The sequence below is a fragment of the Paenibacillus sp. NPDC093718 genome (genome assembly GCF_050279985.1).
GTDB lineage: Bacteria > Bacillota > Bacilli > Paenibacillales > Paenibacillaceae > Paenibacillus_AQ.
Window position 1 is genome coordinate 239,937 of sequence record NZ_JBNNUS010000007.1, and the last position, 18,459, is coordinate 258,395.

The 18,459-nt window shown below is 46.9% G+C and carries 15 protein-coding genes and 1 pseudogene; 5 read left to right on the forward strand and 11 right to left on the reverse strand.

Annotated features, from left to right (window positions below; translation table 11 throughout):
- Positions 1–295 precede the first annotated feature (295 nt).
- Complete coding sequence (locus ACQKPA_RS21780; protein WP_427494599.1) at positions 296–637, forward strand: MmcQ/YjbR family DNA-binding protein; 342 nt, start codon at positions 296–298, stop codon at positions 635–637.
- On the opposite strand, the gene ACQKPA_RS21785 is transcribed toward ACQKPA_RS21780, so the two are convergent.
- The 4 genes from ACQKPA_RS21785 to ACQKPA_RS21800 form a co-directional block, all read right to left on the reverse strand.
- Positions 634–1,200 (reverse strand): dihydrofolate reductase family protein, encoded by a 567-nt coding sequence (locus tag ACQKPA_RS21785; protein WP_427494600.1) that lies wholly within the window; start codon positions 1,198–1,200, stop codon positions 634–636. The two genes, ACQKPA_RS21780 and ACQKPA_RS21785, sit on opposite strands and share 4 nt — an antisense overlap.
- 157 nt (positions 1,201–1,357) lie before the next feature.
- Complete coding sequence (locus tag ACQKPA_RS21790; protein WP_427494601.1) at positions 1,358–2,152, reverse strand: SDR family oxidoreductase; 795 nt, start codon at positions 2,150–2,152, stop codon at positions 1,358–1,360.
- Positions 2,153–2,549: 397 nt separating this feature from the next.
- Positions 2,550–3,206: a signal peptidase I gene (lepB, locus tag ACQKPA_RS21795; RefSeq protein WP_427494602.1), complete on the reverse strand. Its 657-nt coding sequence runs from the start codon at positions 3,204–3,206 to the stop codon at positions 2,550–2,552.
- 208 nt (positions 3,207–3,414) lie between these two features.
- On the reverse strand, positions 3,415–9,324 hold the full coding sequence (locus ACQKPA_RS21800; RefSeq protein ID WP_427494603.1) for an S-layer homology domain-containing protein: 5,910 nt from the start codon (positions 9,322–9,324) through the stop codon (positions 3,415–3,417).
- A gap of 541 nt (positions 9,325–9,865) precedes the next feature.
- On the opposite strand from ACQKPA_RS21800, the gene ACQKPA_RS21805 reads away from it, so the two are divergent.
- Both ACQKPA_RS21805 and ACQKPA_RS21810 read left to right on the forward strand, forming a co-directional pair.
- The gene (locus ACQKPA_RS21805; protein ID WP_427494794.1) at positions 9,866–10,459 is read left to right on the forward strand and encodes a class I SAM-dependent methyltransferase; all 594 of its coding nucleotides are present in this window, start codon (positions 9,866–9,868) and stop codon (positions 10,457–10,459) included.
- Positions 10,460–10,617: 158 nt separating this feature from the next.
- A complete protein-coding gene (locus ACQKPA_RS21810; RefSeq protein WP_202618955.1) occupies positions 10,618–10,791 on the forward strand; it encodes a hypothetical protein in 174 nt (57 codons plus the stop codon).
- Positions 10,792–10,971: 180 nt separating this feature from the next.
- On the opposite strand, the gene ACQKPA_RS21815 is transcribed toward ACQKPA_RS21810, so the two are convergent.
- The 5 genes from ACQKPA_RS21815 to ACQKPA_RS21835 form a co-directional block, all read right to left on the reverse strand.
- Positions 10,972–11,406 (reverse strand): SRPBCC family protein, encoded by a 435-nt coding sequence (locus tag ACQKPA_RS21815; protein WP_427494604.1) that lies wholly within the window; start codon positions 11,404–11,406, stop codon positions 10,972–10,974.
- A gap of 2 nt (positions 11,407–11,408) precedes the next feature.
- A complete protein-coding gene (locus ACQKPA_RS21820) occupies positions 11,409–11,909 on the reverse strand; it encodes a MerR family transcriptional regulator (protein ID WP_427494605.1) in 501 nt (166 codons plus the stop codon).
- A 221-nt stretch (positions 11,910–12,130) separates the two neighbouring features.
- Positions 12,131–12,724 (reverse strand): YdeI/OmpD-associated family protein, encoded by a 594-nt coding sequence (locus ACQKPA_RS21825; protein ID WP_427494606.1) that lies wholly within the window; start codon positions 12,722–12,724, stop codon positions 12,131–12,133.
- Between the two features lie 218 nt (positions 12,725–12,942).
- Positions 12,943–13,875 (reverse strand): hypothetical protein, encoded by a 933-nt coding sequence (locus ACQKPA_RS21830; protein WP_427494607.1) that lies wholly within the window; start codon positions 13,873–13,875, stop codon positions 12,943–12,945.
- A 63-nt stretch (positions 13,876–13,938) separates the two neighbouring features.
- Positions 13,939–14,499: a pyridoxamine 5'-phosphate oxidase family protein gene (locus ACQKPA_RS21835; RefSeq protein WP_427494608.1), complete on the reverse strand. Its 561-nt coding sequence runs from the start codon at positions 14,497–14,499 to the stop codon at positions 13,939–13,941.
- 267 nt (positions 14,500–14,766) lie between these two features.
- Between ACQKPA_RS21835 and ACQKPA_RS21840 the strand changes: the two are divergent.
- Positions 14,767–16,220: pseudogene (locus ACQKPA_RS21840) on the forward strand (serine hydrolase domain-containing protein); the annotation flags it as partial.
- A gap of 130 nt (positions 16,221–16,350) precedes the next feature.
- Here the strand turns inward: ACQKPA_RS21840 and ACQKPA_RS21845 are convergent.
- Both ACQKPA_RS21845 and ACQKPA_RS21850 read right to left on the reverse strand, forming a co-directional pair.
- A complete protein-coding gene (locus ACQKPA_RS21845) occupies positions 16,351–16,755 on the reverse strand; it encodes a nuclear transport factor 2 family protein (RefSeq protein ID WP_427494609.1) in 405 nt (134 codons plus the stop codon).
- Positions 16,756–16,801: 46 nt separating this feature from the next.
- Complete coding sequence (locus ACQKPA_RS21850) at positions 16,802–17,272, reverse strand: DinB family protein (RefSeq protein ID WP_427494610.1); 471 nt, start codon at positions 17,270–17,272, stop codon at positions 16,802–16,804.
- Positions 17,273–17,465: 193 nt separating this feature from the next.
- Here ACQKPA_RS21850 and ACQKPA_RS21855 point away from each other — a divergent pair, with 193 nt between their 5' ends.
- The gene (locus ACQKPA_RS21855; RefSeq protein WP_427494611.1) at positions 17,466–18,368 is read left to right on the forward strand and encodes a LysR family transcriptional regulator; all 903 of its coding nucleotides are present in this window, start codon (positions 17,466–17,468) and stop codon (positions 18,366–18,368) included.
- The last annotated feature ends 91 nt before the right edge of the window (positions 18,369–18,459 follow it).

Genomic DNA, 18,459 nt, shown 5'->3' on the forward strand with positions numbered 1-18,459 from the left:
TATCTAGTTGGATTGTACAACATAGATGCAAGTGCTAAGTTAAAGTCGGCACACCCTTGTTCCTTCCCAATTCAATTTATAAAAGCTTAGCAATGTACTTTAATGTTTATTTCTAAGGCTTGTGTGCTTTGAATTTGTCTGATGCCCATCAATTTTCACTTCAGTTACGACTTGTCCTCCGACAATCATATTTGTTATGTTATGAGTAACTCTACACTGATGTTGATTAGAAGAGCACACAAAAATGCCGTTAAACCCACGGCATTTTGTACGATATATGTTGGGGGAGTTATGGATGAGAAATAGACAGGAAGCCATTGATTACTGCTTGAGTTTGGGCCATTCGTATGAGGATCAACCATTTCGTGATAAAAATTGGACCGTGATTCGACATCAAGATAACCATAAAGTTTTTGCTTGGATTTTTGAAAAAGAACATCATATTTGGATCAATGTAAAATGCGAACCCGGCATGCTGGAGTTCTTACGGCAGGCATACACTGCAGTGGTTCCGGCCTTTCATCTTAATAAAGACCATTGGAATTCTATTATTCTTGACGGCACTCTACCAGATGAAGAAATCCATGAAATGATCAAACAGAGCTATGTTTTAACTAAGGCCTCTCCTCGAGGTTAATGGTTCACTTCGTTCCCATCCAAATGATAGACGAGCTGCACAACCCCAGAGGAGAACGGTCTTGTTTTCACCAGCTTTAAATTCAACCTTTGCTTGATATGCATAAACAATGGTTTTCCTTCTCCTAAAATGACAGGGTGAACCGATAATCTGAATTCATCAACCAGCCCTAACTGGAGAAAGGTTGTAATAAGACTTGCTCCCCCATATAACCAGATGTCTTTACCCGGCTTATTCTTTAATGCATGTACTTCTTCAAGAATATGACTATTGATGTAGGTTACTTTATGATCGCTCCCTTTTTGCGTCCTGGAGAACACATATTTTTCTTTACTGTGAACGTTTGACCATAATTCTTGCTCAGCATCCGACGAATCCGTATCCGGCGTGAATCGCCCCCATAAATCATAACTTTTTCTTCCATACATAATCGTATCGATTTGATTTAAGAAATCCATAAACCCCATCTCAGAGTCCATGATGCACCAATCTACTTCCCCATTCTTCCCTTCAATAAAACCATCCAACGTAACGGCTAAATCTAAAATGATTTTACGTTTCACGATTTGTTACTCCTTTCGGGATTTATCATTCATTGTAGATCATTAATATGTCATCTTACGTCATATTAACAGAAAGGGTATTTTATCCATTATGTGTCCATTAGTTAACAAAGGCAGCCGATCACAATGACCGGCTGCCTTCTTATTTTTTCAGTGTTTAGAATCCGCCTCTGGAATGAATAATTTGTCCGGTAATCCATTGTGAATCTTCACTTGCTAGAAAAGCGATCAGACGGGCCGCATCTTCAGGAAGACCGATCCTCCCCATCGGAAATCTCGGAAGCAGGGCTGTTTTCACCTCTTCGAACATCCAGCCCGAATCGGTAGGACCGGGATCGATAGCGTTCACAGTGATATGAAGCGGAGCCAGCTCTGCAGCCAATGATTCGGTGAAAACGGAGATGGCTCCTTTCGTTGCGGCATAGATGAGATTACCGGGCATTGGGCCTTTTCCTTGGCCGGAGGTAAGATTAATGATTCTTCCGCCGAGTAACCCGTCGGTATGTGCACGTTGCTCTGACTCAAGCATACGAGCGAATTCGGCACATAGCATGAAAGTCCCCCTGATGTTGACAGCACAATGGGCATCGATAAGAGCCTCATTTAATTGACGAAAATCGGCATCGACGCTATACGTAGCATTATTGACAAGGATTGTCGGAAGCCCGATCGTAGTTCGGACTTCTTGCAGCAGTTTGACAGCCGAACCGGAATCGGCTAAGTCCAAATTCATATGTGCGGCTTGAACGCCCAACTGGCGAAGTTCGTCGGCAAATAAATTTGGCCAACTCTTGTCTGCGTCATTCGGATATATTGTTTTATCATAATCATATAGATGAGTGTAGAATAGATCGGCACCTTCGCGAGCCAATGTCCGGCATATCGCGGCTCCGATTCCCCCAGGACGGCTTACGCCAGTGACGATGGCAATTTTCCCTTGCAGTCTCTTCATGATTAGAAATACCTCCTACTGTTAAGAGAAGACAAGAGAATCGTTCATCAATGGAGATGAATTGCTTCCGCTACCTTAACCAAAAAAAAGCGGATACATCAAGTATTCGCGCAGCGGGTGAAATAAACGGTCTCTCGCATCCCTTGAAATGGTTGAGGATGGCATGATTCACCAAACCTATGGCAATTAGCCAAGGTCGAATCACGCGATCACCTACAATCAAACCATTACAAGGAAGTCCACATTTGAATACGAGTCCCCTTTCCTTCATCTCCAAAAACAGATTACAAAATAAAACCAGATCATGTCAAGCAAGATATCTTAAAGGGAACTCAACCTCGTTTGCCGCTCAAATTACATCGAGATATCGGATTATAAGCGCGCAAGGCTACATTCCTCAACTACCAAGTACACCCACCAGTTTCCCCTCAATGTTAGTTCTGGGTAATGGACCGAACAATCGGCTATCATTACTGCGAACCCAATCGTCACCTATAAGATAAATGCTGTTTTCGGGGATCTCGATTTCCTTCATACTCCATTGCTGAAAATAATCTACATTATTTTCAATGTTTTTTCGGATTTGATCTTCTAAGTCAACGCGCTCTAAAGCTTTTTTCAAACTTTCGAGATCATCGCCCAGTCGATGTGCTCTTCCGTAAAAAGTATCAAGCAACTTTCCGTTAATAAAGATTTGTCCTTCTTCAATCTTTACTTTCTCGCCAGGTAGCCCGATTACTCTAGAAATACTGTATTCACCAAGATTTTTTTTAGTTTCAGGATTGATGAAGTATACGATATCACCTCGGCTAATCGCATGTTCATTATAATACTGCAAATCAATCACAACCTCTCCTTCTAAATCATGATTTCCACGATCCATATTGTCATAGTTGTGATTATAGATGATGTGCCGGGAATTCAACTCATTATTGGTTACTGTATGAATCGCTGGCGTGGTTATGGAATCGGAGATAGTTTCACTTGAGTCACTTGGACTACAACCAGCAAACAACAGTACAAATACAAAAGCGACTTTGACCACTTTCATCATTTCGTCCCCCCTCGACTCATTATACTTTATACCAAATCTTATGGTTGATGTGCCCAAAGTATAGTGCCTTGATTGAACTAATCTGACTGTTAGTTAAACAACAGCCTGAAATCACAGCCGCAACCGAATGGCAACAAAAAGAGCGGGAGATTTCTCCCGCTCTAACTCCGTCACATGTTCATGATACTGCTCGTCTTTATTCTAATTCTTAAGAAGCTTCCCGGCTTTTGACCAGGTAATTATACATCAGCTCTGCTGCCATCCCCCGGTTGGTAATGGACTTCGGTGACAGCTTGCCTCCACCTGTGCCTTGAATCAATTCGGCATCCAGCATAAAGTCCATCGCTTCCTTCGCATAACCGGATACGTCTTTCGCATCAGTATAGCGTTCGATCTTCTCTCCTCCGCCCGGCAACTCGCCACCGGCCGATTCCATCATCGCTTGGAGCATGACGACCATATCCTGACGCGTGATCGAGTCCTCCGGTCTAAACCGGTTATCTCCCGTTCCATGGACCAGTCCCAGCTTCTTCGCTGCGGACAAATACGGCGTATAGTACAGGCTGCCCGCATCGGCAAAATTATCGTCATCATCCGTATTCTCCGGTTTGATGCCGAAGGCGTTCATCGCCATGACCAGGAAATCGGCCCGGCTGATCTCCTTCTGCGGGAGATACCGTCCTCCCCCTGCCCCCTTAATAATGTCTCGGGCAGAGAGGAAATGTACGGCGTCTGCATACCAGCTGCCCGGTTCCACATCCCGATATGATATATGCTTGTATGCGATCGCATACGTGTCAAACTTGCTTGTCTCGAAGGTCAAGGTACGAAGATCGGCATTGTAATATCCGTTCAGCACAACAGATACGGAGCCCATTGTATCGACTTCCCACGCGACCAGCTGATCCGCTCGTTCGTCAGCTTTGGCTTCATAATGGAGCGATACCGTTACAGGGGTGCCGCTTCCCGGCCATTCCACCGTCTTGCCATCGATTTGCAGCAGCAATTCGACGACCGGTCTGTTCCCGATCCCGGTAAGTTGTTCCGCGGAAAGCCCGCTTCGCTTACCCGCCCGTATCACGAGGCCCGTGAACTGCCCTGCTTCCGGCAGACGGTTCAGCATATCGGAAGGAAGCTTCACAGTTGCCTGCGGAGTAGCAATCTCGATCCGTTCCCGCGCGTGATTGCGGTTCAAGTAAGCTGACGGAACCTGGATGACGATTTCGCCGTTGAACGACCGGGCGCTTTCGTCCAGTTGAATCGTCACGGTCTTGATTCCGCGCGCGTTTGCTGCGACGCTGTCGAATGCACGGCTGAGCTCTGCTTCGCTGATCGCTGCCTGAGCCCTCTGACCATTGATGGCGACTTTCGCCGTAATCGTTCCCGGTCTGGAAGGTCCAGTGGTCGGCGGCGTTCCTGGCTTGCTTTGACCCGGTTGATTACTGCCGCCTCCATTGTTATTGCCGTTGTTGTTTCCGTTATTTCCATTGTTGCCGTTGTTGCCGCCGCCCCCATTGTTTCCGCCTCCGTCATTCCCGCCGCCCGGAGGAGACGTTTTCTTCGAGGTCATAAAGCGATAGATTGGGCTAAGCTGCTTGGCGCCGAATTCATCGGTAATATCCATATACCAGTAATACGTCTCACCGGCTTCTCGTCCATTCCATACGGTAGAGGCGATTTCTCCGGACTTCACGTCTTGTTGCTCGCCAATCAGTGCATCTTTGTACACGTTAACCGCAAAATAATCGGTTGCCACCCGTTTTTGAATGTCCCTGAACGCAAAGGGCTCGGTAAAATCCTCGATGGCGTCGTCAAAGAAATTATAATCGTCTAAGTAAGGCGAATACGTATCCACGTCCAGCGTACCGGAGCTTGGATCGAATTTCAGCAGGCGCAGATACCCGTTACCTCCGTTCGGTCCTCCCTGATAGTCCGCCAGCATTTCGATGACCTGCCTTGTCGATCCGTCCGGATGCGTCACCGTCTTCACGACCCGGTTAGCAGCATGATAATGTCCGCTTAGCACCAGCTGCACGTTTTTGTTGGGCGCGATGACCTGGTCATAAACGCTCTGCGCCATATTGGACAAGGTGCCGTTGCTCTCCAGATAAGCGTGCATGCCGACGATCGCAATGCGGTCCGCATGCTTCTTCAGCGCCTCGTTGGCCCAAGCGATCGTCTCTGGCGTGTCCTCTAGTCCAAAGCCGATATACAGGAAAATAAAGTCATGGCCTCCAAACGACACGAGGTCGTAATGGTTGCGGTTGTTATCCATTTCCCCGCCATACCAAGGATTGTTCTTATACCGGTCGGCCCCGACATACTTACCGTAATAGGAGTAATCCACACCGTCAATGATGACGTCGTGATTGCCCGCGAGTACACCATACGGTACGCCCGCTTCATCCAGCTTCTTCAAGTTGCGGTCGGCTACCACCCACTGCTTCTCGTCGTCGGCCACGTTCACAATGTCGCCGGTATGGATCACATAACTGAACAAGCCCTTTTTATATTCTTCTGCGATCCAATCGCCTAGTTTATCGAAAATGTCCGGGTACGATTCCGCGTAATACTGCGTGTCCGTAAACCATAAAATGTTGAACGGCGCGTTCGCGCTCTTAACTTCATCCTGCACCATGGCCTGGATTTTGCCGTTTCGCACGAAACGCTTAGGATCCACTTCCGCTGTCAGGGCAATGTCGGATTCGGCTTCGTCGCCTGTGGCCGACTTCAGCGCGGTCCACTTGCCCGTCTCATAATCCCATGCATACAGCGTCACGATGCGTCCAGGAAGCGTACGCCCTTGCCAGTGCAGCTCTACCTTGTCCTGTTCCGTCCATGCTTCGTCCAGCTGGATTTCGAATCGATGATAAGGGAATCCGGAATCGGTATCCGTGGTTAAGTATTCACCGTCCGGGTAAGCAATTTTGTCGGCCTCTTCCTTGCCGATCCCCTTCTCGCCGTCCGGCGTCAGCACAAGCGGCGGCTCCCGGTCTGCAACATTGATATGGCCTTCGATCCCGTCTTCACGGGCAAAATCGTATTTATCCCCTTCCAGGAAGCGCACGTCCATCAAGTCCCCGCTCGGATCGCTGAGCCGCCCTCTCAGGCTCGGATTCAACCCTACGTTCTCCGCGAAATCGGCTGGGGAAACTTCGCCCGGGAGAAGAGGCTTCTCCTCTTCAATCATGAAGGTGCGAGAGATCTCCGCCGAATTTCCGGCCCCGTCGAGTACGGTCACCTTCAGAATATGCTCTCCCGGCTCAAGCAGCGTGGAAGACGTCCCATAAGGAAGCGTGATCGGCTCGCCATCAAGCTCCGCCGTAATGTCGGTTACGCCGCTTAAATGGTCCGATGCGACCACATCCAGCGTGAACGCCCCTTTGAGCTGCATGGCGTCGGTCAACAACTGCCCTTCCCCATACGATATTCCTTCAATCTCGGGAGCGGTGTTGTCCACAGTCACGTCGATGGACTGAAAGACTTGTCCGTTCATCGACATGCTCAGAGGATATACCCCGTCCTTTACCGAAGCGGTGTCGAGCTCAGCATATCTTGCCGTGAACCTGTCCTGCGGAATCGGAAAATGGAAATCGCTGATCATCGGCTTGTTCGGATTGCTGCCGTAATCCGCATCGCCGAAACCGTAGTACGTATCCTCCCGGTAATCCACGGTCGACTGCCCGAGGTTGCCCAGGTAGTTCAACAGCTTATCCGGTTTGACTACCGAACCGTCCGGGAGCACGAGATGGAGATTCATCACTTCGAAATCGTCATGGTTGTTCTTGCCGAATACCTTGTCATGATCTTTGAGTTGATAAGGAGCATTCTCATTCCCGGTATGGACGGAAACGCTCGTTCCGGTCACGAACAGATCAGGAGACATATCGAACATCGTCCAGGCGCCGTCAATATATTTGGGCAGGATGCGTCCGAAAAATTCCGTCTCTCCGCTTGCATTGAGTGCGCTTGCCGACGCTTGGTAGATCTGATCGATCCCCCGGGTCTGCATGCCCAGCTGCACCTTGCCCGGCAGCGCCTTGCGAAGTTGCAGCAGATTGCCGTCGAAGCGGACTTCGATATCGTCCTCGGCGCGGGAGCCGTAAGCGTAGAAGGATGCCTTCCCGCTCAGCATGCTACCTTTTGCTAAGGATAACCCCGGGTCCGGCAGCTCCGTCCCCGTGTTTTCTTCGTTAACGGTCAGAAGCCCGCCTCTGGAGTTATAGGGGACCCGCGTACGGTTGCCGCTATCGTCGACCGCATCGATGATATAACGATAGACGCCGGTTTCATTCAGCGTGATCGAGCCCTGGTAGACATAACGTCCTTTATCCTGGGACGCAAGCGTTAGCGCATGCTTGTCCGTAAATGTCGTCGGCTCCTCGGAGGCTGCTCCAATCAACACCTCTGCGGAAGCAAGTGGCTCGTCGCTAGTGACGGTAACTGCATAAGCCTGATCCTTGCCCAAGTTATAGGCGGTTTGCTCATGCTGGAGCGTCGGGGCTATCATGTCGATGCCTGTTACAGGCGGCACCTGACCCGGATCAATGCTGCCAGGATTGGCGTACATCCGGTTATCCAATCTTCTCATGGTCGTTCCTGCATCCGGATAGGCATATCGAACGACCGCATTACGAACGTCGTTAACCAGCCTGTCCGGGCTGTCCGGCGTGCTGGGATCATACCAGGCCTGTACGATGTACGAATTGGCCTGTCCCGGCGCGGACAAGGCAACCCCGCGATGCAGGGAATTCGGAAGATTGAAATCCGAAGCTTTCGAATTATCGTAGAAAATAATGTCGTTATCGTTCAGCGTGCTGTTAAAGTGCAGGTTGAAGTCGGCCGTCGTTATATATCCTTTGCCGTTGGCCACGGCTTCCTTCGCGAACCAGATGACAGCTGAGCTGTAAGGCTCGATTGCGGTATGATCCGGGATCTTCCAACTCTTAGGTGCCGTCTGACTCGGGTACAGATACCAGAGCGTGTAATCCTTAAGGTCCAATACCTGATCCGAATTATTGTAGATTTCAACGTATTCGTACTGGTTGCCGCTTCCCCACCGGTAATCCCCGGCCGGATTCGGCAGAAGTTCAGTAATCAGGATGCGCGGAACGATCCCGCCGGCAGCTCCTCCGGTTAAAGCCGTTTCATAATCGACGGATCTCGACTGCTGAATTCCATCCGCTGCCTCGATATAATACTGCAGCTTATCCCCGATCAACTGATCGGCCGGAATAACCGCATCAAATTGATCACCGCCGCGTCCAACCATGTCGATCATGCTGTAGGGGCTGCTGACGGTCGTTTTGTAATACAGCTTTACCATTAGCGCATCTCCATCTGCGTCATAGACGCTTGCGCTTACGGTCAGCGGCTGCGTCCGATCGGCCGATGCGACCGGCGTATGACTGATATCAGGCATGCGATTGTCAGGCGGCGATAGCTGGCCCGGATCGATGATTCCGGCAGAAGGCGCCGCTTCCCGGGCGTAAGGAATCATTCCTGAATCGCCGGAAGGCGGCTGAAGATGCACGCTCTTGCCGTCACCGACATCCTCGGCGGTATAGTAGAAGCCGCTGATCACGGCGGCGTCATCGCCTTTTCGGGTTATGTATAAGCCTCGGTCCGTGTTGTTGAGGCCGTCCTGTCCCCGAAGCTTGAATACCGGCACATGGCCGGGAACCGAGTGATACTGGCGGAAATCGGATTCCGTCAGGGCCGCCGCCGCCCCGGTTATGGACGAGCTTGTGCGCTCCACCCAGAGCACAGCCGGGCTGTCCGCCGGGATGACCACCCCATCCGGTTTGCCGTAGACCGTGTCCGTCACCGTCAACGTCTTCACGCCCGTATTGTAGTCGTAACGAATGTTGAACTCGTCATTAAACGAGATGGGCGCTCCCGAATGATTATAAAGCTCAACATATTCGAACAGATCGGCCCCGCCCGCGCCCTCGATCGTTTGCTGATTCGACCGGTCATCGGGATATATTTCCGAGATAAACACGGGCATCGCTCCCGAAGGCGCAGCATAGGCCGGGCTGCTTGCAAGCGCAAGCTCAAAAAAGCTGCTGCCGATCAGTATGCCGGATAGCAATCCGGCGATCCATTTTCGCTTCATATGCTCCTCCTCTATGCTTTTATCCTCTAAAATCCTAAAGCATAAAGGTCAAGCTGATATCAAACGAAATCAAGTGTTTCGTAAACGACAGTAAAATGATTTGATCAGCTAATCATTATACCCATCCTTTTTCTGAATGAAGAGTTCATAATATACCCATAATACGACGGTTCGGAGCTCGAACAAATATTTCAGAAAAAGGAGTGAAATAATATGCAGCGGATGATCCCTTTCAAAATCAATAATCAGAAAACCGTTATATCTTTATTGGCTGTTGGGGTGGGTGCTACATTGATGGGAATGGCATATAGACGCCGGTACAATGGAAATGCATGGAGGCGTATGCTCAGGTCTATTCGATAATTTTCTTGAAAAGTAAACGATAAAGCAGTCGGTCATAAATCCGGCTGCTTTATTTATAACAAATGGTTTGCGTGTTTTTATCAATAGGGGAATCGGTTAATTTTTCTACGAATAAGGAATGAAGCGATGAGTCAAATTAACCTTTGTGTTATATAAAAAAGGTGGTGACTTGTTAGAAATGCCTCTATCTCCGCGTCTGTATCACTGGTTTGTCCGTCCCCAATGGATTACCAAAAAATATATCCATGACCATATTCAAAATCATTTCCAATTGGAGAATAAGTTCATCCTTGATTTTGGGTCGGGTACTGGAGCCAATTGCTCTATTTGTCATTCAGATCGGTATCTTGGTGTTGAACCCAATATGGATCGGGTTCGTCTGGCCAAAAGACTGTACCCCAACCATACATTTGAAATATTTGATGAACGCCAGATCCCTATAGAAAACAACTCCATTGACTATATTTTTGTCGTTGCTGTTCTTCATCATATATCAGATGAGCAGATTCGTTCATACTTGATGGAATTTGAACGCATTTTGAAACCAGGTGGAAAGGTTATCGTCATGGAGCCGTATTTTTGCATGAATCGAAGGTTTAACAATCGATTTATGAACTGGTACGATGATGGAAAATATATCCGCAGCGAAATTAGCTACCTAGATTTATTTGAAAAAGGGCAATTCGAATGTGAGGTTATAAAGAAATTTACAAAGTGTTTGGTATATAACGAGATTTACTTCACGGCGGAACCAATCAGGCAACTAAATTAGAGTCCTCGCAGCCGCCAATCTATGTGACTTTCTCGTGGGTTGAGTGGTTGATTTTCTGTAAAGTATCACCCTTTTATCGATCACCTTATTTTTCTGCATAAATCTGATCTTAATACACATTCTATGCTGTACAGCTTAGAAAGAAGGTGGAGTCTGAAATGGCAAATAACAAGAACTATAATCATAATCAGCATGATCGTACGGACAATAATGGTCAGCGTCAGAACAAAGTTCATGGAGGAGAGTATCGCAATGGACGTCTTAGCCAAATAAAAAATAATAACCCGGAAGGTGAAGATGTTCCAAATGAGTTTATAAGCCGGAAAGAGTAATAGATACCTAATTCTCCTCTCTCGCGACTATTATTCAGTTTGTTGGCTTTGTTATGCGAGAAGGTGTTGAATTTCTATCCTCAACGTTCAAAAACCCCGCTGATACTTCGTTTGATCAGTGGGGTTTTCTCTTGAAAATATCATTTCGTTCTCACTGCCGATTATCGTCAGAGGTCGCCTCTATTCAAGTGTCTTTCCAAGTGCATTAAGCATCTCATTCGTCCCATGCTCACGCACTTCAGGCGTATCATACCCATCAAAAAATGCTCCCTGCTCGGTGAAGACCAGCTTTGTGCCGTCCTCGGTCGGGATAAGCTCGACCGTAGTGAGTGAAACGGAGATGCGTTTGTCATCCGAATCCAGGGTATAGCTGTAGACAATGCGTTCTTCCGGCACAATCTCTTGGTAGCATGCGTCAAACGTAAAGACGGGCCCCTCTGGCGGGCCACCGCTGCTATACTCGCGTCCTCCGACATGAAACTCGAAAATATCGGGTTTTGAGAACCACCTTGCTTTGGCAGCCGGGTCGGCCCATGCTTGATAGACCTTAGCAGGCGTAGTCGCATAAGTCCGCTCTACGACGAAGGTGGCATGTTTAACAAATCGTTCGTTCATGATTAATCCTCCCTAGATTTCGAATTTTTCTCTTCCTCGGCAATAAAATCACCCAATACATCCAGATGGTGCTCCCAGCTCGTTCTCCGCTCGATGACTAACTTCTCATGGCTCTTTTTAATCGCTTGCATGAGGTCAGTGAAGTCTTCAACCGCTAATGGCGCCATCCCCTGCATTGACTTGGATACATGATGAAGCTGTTCAAGGAGCTGCTGCTGAACCTTGATTTGTTCCTTGATTCGGGCTATTTGCAGCTTGACGATCTCTAGTGGGCTGATCTGCTCGTCCTTCAGAATGAGCTTTATATCCTCCAAAGATAAGCCTAATTCTTTAAGCGATATAATCTGCTGCAAGCGTGACAGATCAGATTCATCGTACAGCCTATGACCTGACTCCGTCTTTCCCGATGGCGAGAACAAACCGATTTGATCGTAAAATCGCAAAGTTCTTACGGTGAGCCCCGTTTGTTTGGCAAGCTCCCCTACCTTCCAATTTCGTTTCATAAGAGCTCCTTTAGTTAGCGCTAACTACGTACCGGTAGTTTTAGTATAAAAGATGATGTTACGTTAGGTGCAACCATAAATTTTTTTTTTGTAAAAAAACGACGATCTAAATTTCCCCTTTGAAGCACCCCCAATAATGGTTAATTGCAAACAAAAAACTCCGCTTTCAACGCGGAGTTTAATCTATGTATGTTCTGTTCCTTCCACAAAGATAACCTATACTAATCATTTAATCCCTTGCCACTGAGGATATGCGCGATATATTTTTCAACTCTGGACTCTCGGGTTTTGGATTGCTTGGGTGTAGAAAAATGTAGAATATATGCTCTTTGTCGTCCCGGGGTCAATCCTTCAAAAGCCGCTTTTAAATCGGGCATGTCCACGAATTTACTTTCTAATTCTTCCGGTATGGTGTATTCCGTATTCTTTTTATAGTTCACTTGCAAACCGGCTTTCTCAACTTCGATGGCTTCATCAATATATGTTTTCAAGATAAGTTGCATTTCATCGATCTCCTGAACATTGGTGAACCGAATCTGACGGGCTGCCTGAACATTCGCCGTTTGTTGGATTAGGATCCCATGGGGATCTTGTAACAACGCTCCTTTGTGAAACAGAAGCGCACAGTAATCCTTAAAGCCATGAATCAAAACGATGTTTTTATCGTCAAGCGTGTAACACGGATGCATCCACTTAAAATCCTCGGTCAACCCGCAGTCAAGAGCAATTTCTCTCAGCAGCTTAAATTCTTCCTTCCACTTCTTAAGTTTATTAAAGTAGGGATCAATCTTTGAATTCCTTTCACCATTTACCATCGAGGTACCCCCTCAAGTTTTTTATGCAGCAATTTCAATCCATTCTCGAGCTCCAGAGCGTTTGCAATTAAGTATAGGACACTGTTTGGTGTCGTGTAAACGAATTCCGCGACCTCGTATGCGTAGATGATGTTTTATTGCGATTGCAGATTCAGTTCAGTTAACAGCAGTTCAATCGATAATTGAATCGAAATCGGTTATGATTGAAACCGACTCGTTCATTGAATCATTCCGGTGATCAACTGTAAATCGATGCCCGTCCCGCTAATCAACAATCGTTCCTTCTTGTTCCCGAGCAATTGCTGGGACCAATCCACGAAACCGCCATCTACTATATTCACTCCATTCACATTCACTTCGAAGTTCAGGCCTTTGTAATACTGGTTGCTGCTCTCTACCCTGTCTTCAATAAATAAGCAGGAGGGAAACTCTACATTCAAATGATCGACCATTCTGTCCAGGAAACCTTCTGAATCGGTATAGCCCTTGCGCATATGAAGAAATACCTTTGTCTCTTGACCTAGTCTCTCACCATAATAATTGAGATAGAATGCGATGTGCCGGGTCAGTGTATCTTTTTCGAAGCGATATGAACCGGTATCTTTTCCTGAACTAACCAAGGTAAATAAACCGAAATGAGGAAGGACGTTGGCATTTTTATACCATTGCCCTCGAGTGACTCTGCTGGCTGCGCAAACATGCACATCGCTGATGCTGTTGTTTATTGATTTATTCTTTATGCCGTTCGCCAGATAGATCGCAAGCATATTGGTGCTGTCCGACATCAATTCAACGCCTCTTGTTGCTGATATCACCTTGTTTTGATCTACCTTCGCGACCACCGAACAGCTTCCCAACGGGCTAGCTGGAGAAAGTTCCAAGGAGTTAAATCCACGATGTTCGGCCAATTCGAGCATATCAAGCTCTATTTTCTTCAGCTTAATTGGACTGAGCTCGGAAGGCTTCACAAAACGATTCGTGGCATATTTGTTTAACAAATCGACGGGAGAACTTTGAGCCGTCATTTCTTTTGAAAGCTCGAGAAGAAGCGTAGTCATTTCAGATTGCGACAATTTTGTTGTCAGTTCCGTAATCAAACGTTCATTTCCTAATTTTGCAAGGATTGTATGTACGATTTGGGAATGTTCCATGTTCCATCTTCAACCTCCTTAAAGTCACTCTTGTCCCATCGTCCAGCCGCGAGATACCAACCGCTATGTCCTTATACGTTTCCCAAGAGACGTCGGCAATCCATCGAGGCTGCTCAAGTTCTTTTCCTGCCAGTAACTGTGCAAGCCTTCTTCGCCTTTTTGCTCCGCCCACCGCTGGAGCGTCTCCCTCTCCTTCTCGTACGACATGAATGGTACCGCATAACCGCAGGACGTCTGGACTTTGTGTATATCGGCCAAAATAATCTGCCGGACTCCAGGAAGCGGTTCGAACATTCCGTACAGCAGCTCCCACTCGCTGTCCTCCGGGAGAATCACCGTTCCGGTTCCGTATAGGCGCAGGATGTTCGGCGACCCCTGGAATGCACAGAACATCATCGTGATACGACCGTTCTCTTCGAGATGGGAGCTGGTCTCATTGCCGCTCCCGGTCAAATCCAAATACGCAACCTTACGATCGGACAATATCCGAAACGTGTCATATCCTTTCGGCGACAGATTGACGTGCCCATCCCGCGACATGGGCGCCGTTGCGACAAAGAACAGCTGCTGCTTTCGGATGAAGGCCATATGCTCGGGGAGCATGGCCGGAAACTGTTTTCCCATTCGAATCCCCTCCGATAAACTTGTATTTGGTTTGATTCACGCGTGAACACCGGCCCCAAGTCGCGTTCTAAGGCATTGAGGACGTATCGCTTGCTTCAAGCTTGATCTCGTGCTTGGCTATACGTACATTGTATTCGAAGATGGCCCATAAATATAATATATTCTTAACATGCATAGATACACTTCGGTTATGAATAAGACAACTAACTCCTCGCGGAAGGTGCGGGACGGCTATGCTTCGATCATTTTTCATCGATATTTATATAAAGCTATACCGAATTCATTGAACAATACATAAGCAACCCGCTGAATTTAGAATCTACGAAAACACCACTCGATTCATTTGATAGAGAACGGCTGGCTAAAACTTATTTTCCTGGGATCGATCAGGCTTTACCCGTTGAGAATGCCAATATCATTGGGACAGGGGGCATCTACTCCACGGCCGAAGAAGTAAGTAAGTTCGCTGAAGTATTAATCGGGAATCGAACGGATATTTTATCTGAGGAATCAGCAAAGGCCATGCAAAATCATGAGTATCGAAATGGAATCTGGGTTTCTGAAGAGTCTAACACCGTTAATTATGGTCTTGGCTGGGATGCCGTTCGTTTAGCGCCTTTTAGTGATTACGGAATCACGGCATTATCCAAGGGTGGGGATACCTTTATGTATCACGCAGCTTTAACTACCCTACCCGAACATGATATTTCTATGACTGTGCTTTCATCGGGAGGGAGTTCAGTTTCCAATAGCGCTTTTGCATCTAACGTTTTATTAGAATATTTAAAGGATAAAGGCATTATTAATGACATCCTGCCCGAAAAAACATTTAAGCCTTCCTTGAAAGTGAATATGCCATCGGAATATCTCTCTTATACTGGATTATATGGTTCCGTGGGCAGAACAATAAATCTTGAAATTAAGAACGGAGAGATTGATTTGCCTGCTCTGCAGGACGGAGAGATACCCCCACAAAAATATGTATACACGGGAAATGGACAATTTAAAAACAAGGATGGAAATGTAGCCATAAGCTTTGATCGGCAAAAGATGGAATAACCTATTTAAAGGTTAACGCATATACGAATCTTCCGGGATTAGGTCAAAGCGTTGCGGTAATCTATGAATATCAAAAGCTGGATCCCAATCCTGTAAATCAGACAACGAAAAAGGTATGGGAACATAGAAACGGAAAAAATTATTATGCATTGGATGAAAAGATTACTTCTGGATTTTATCTAGCACCAAAGGTCTTAAATAAGTATATATCCGTTGATATGGATCATGGATATGCAAACGGCACTAAAATTATGGATGAGAATCAAGCTGTAAATGTTGTCGAAATTCCAATGATGTACGGAAGAGATGCATTTGATTTGAATTTCTATCAATCGAACCATACGGAGTATTTAAAGATTAATGGACAATCCTATATTAGTGAAGATGCGATTCAACCCATTTATGCAGGGAAATCCTCGATCTGCAGCATACCATTCACTGGTCAGGCTGTATGGTATAAGATTGATGAAGAATCAGCCAATCGGGTCATGACGGTTGAGGCTCCGTCAAGTGGAGGTTTTGCCGTTTATGACAGAGAGGGAAATGTTATGAGCTTTTCAAAAGCAAGCAACAATTACTCGATAGTACTGCCTGAAGGCGGGATGATGGTTTTTGGTGGTAATACGGGAGATGTATTTAGAATTAATCTGAAAGATAAGTAGACTTGCAGCTCATACAGCATTCTGACCATGGCCGAAAGTGTTTAATCGAGCATGTACGCCTGGAACGTGTGTTGGAAGCCTGATCCGAATGGAGTTTGGCTTCCAATACACACGGTAGCTTTTATATTTATTATGGGTTCTCGTAGTTTTTTAACGGCATACCTACATATTCGCGGAAGGAACGGATCCGCCCTGCCTCAAACTCGAAGACGATTGCAAGCTCATTACGAAAAGGCCGCCCATTCAACAAGCCTTCCGAGCGAAATACCACCATCCCGTTGTCCTCATTCTCAAGCACGATGAGCGGAGTCAGCTGCATCTGAAATACGGAGCGCTCGAACCTGATCAATTCCTCGAACCGCTCTTTGCCTTGCTGTTCGTGATTCCACCCCTCTAGCGGGAGCGGAACAAAGAAATGAAAATCTTCCGTAACCTTATTAAGAAAATCAGCTGTATCCCCTGTTTCCAACGCATGTCTAAAGGCATCAAACCCTTCACTTGTGCGGGATTGCACTGAGTCTAGAGATTTCTCCATAAAAGAATCCTCCTCATTATGGTTTATTGGTCTTGCCTATCATTGGTTAACTCGACGAAAGAACCTTTAGCTGGCTCGAAATCGTTCCAAGGTGAAAAGCTTCGTGAATCAGGATAAAGTTTAACAACTCACCAGAGGTATTGAAATGGAACGGTCCCAAGTCAAACGGAGCCGAAAGCTTCTCGCCCAGCATTTCAGGCGTCAACTCAGTGATACGGGAAAGCTGTGCCGTTAACATCTCGACCATCGCTCCCTTCGAAGGAGGAGCAAACGTCCAATCCAAGGGCTTTGTTCCAGAGTTAAACAGCGTTTCATAAGTGTCCGGTACGATAGGCGGAGAGTCGAAGATCAAGGGAGAATACTTATCCATCCAATAAATCATATGGCCGACATTCCAACGGATAGTATTATTGAAACCAGCCGGTTGGATATCGAACTGCTCCTCCGGGATCCCCTGCACCTGCTGCTGCAGCACCTGACGTGCGGTTGTTGCCGTATTGATAATCATTTCAGACATGCTAATTCCTCCTTTATTATGAGAACCGCTTGATATGTTCCCATTTTATGTCTTACGCAACTAACCATCAATGCAGTGGGCGTTACTGGAACGTTAAGTATCAGTTAACGATTATTCGTTGACAGAAGAAGAAGTCGGAGCAACAATAAGGATTGAGCATGATACACGATGCAATAGAAAGCAGGTGTGAGCGATGGAGTTAAAACAACTGCAATATTTCATGGCCATTTGTGAAGAGCTTCATTTCACGAGAGCAGCCGAAAAAATGGGAGTCAGCGCACCCAACATTAGCCAGCAGATAAGAAGATTGGAAGAAGAACTCGGGGTTCTGTTGTTCGATCGTGTGGGAAAAACAATTGTCCTTACAGACGCTGGAGCCATTCTTCGTGAACACGGTGCTGCCGTGTTCAGGCATCTGCAGCAAGCCGGCGACGCCATTGCAGATCTGAAGCAAATGCAAGGCGGATCCCTTTCCATCGGGGTCTTGCCCGGTGACGCGGATCTCATGTTCAATGCCATGCTATTAAACTTCCATCAGACCTACCCCACCATCTCACTGTCCCTTTTGGAAACCACGAAAGTAACCGAACAAGTTCTGGACCGAAGCATCGATGTCGGCGTAACCATTGGACCTGTTATCGATGAACGCCTCACGACAATTCCCCTGTTTCATGAGGAGTTCTCATTGGCTGTAAGTATGAATGATCCCCTTGCCACGGAGAACTTCATCCCCTTAAACAGGCTGCAAGGCTTAAAGATGGTCATGTTCCCAGGAGACCACCAATGCCGCAAGCTGATTGACCGCTTTTGCATGGACAACGGGTTTACACTACAGTCGCATTTGGTGACGACAACGTTATCTTCCCTCCTTCAGATGGTACAGAGCGGAGTCGGCGCTTGTGTTCTGCCGCGACTTCTATTGGAGAATCTTCACAATCCGGACATCAAGGTCGTGCACCTCAGGAACCCTACGCCTTCTCAGGACATTTGTCTGATCTACCGCAGCGACCGGTATGTCGGATACGCCATGCGCACGTTTATCAAGACTTTGAGAGCCTACATCGATTCAGCTATCCATCAATCGAAGTCTTCGTAGAAGGTAGTACCACCAGTAACAAGCCGACTCAAAGCCTTCCCCCTTCCGCTATCTCAACTAAGAATACATACATGTAAAATTCTTTTTTAGT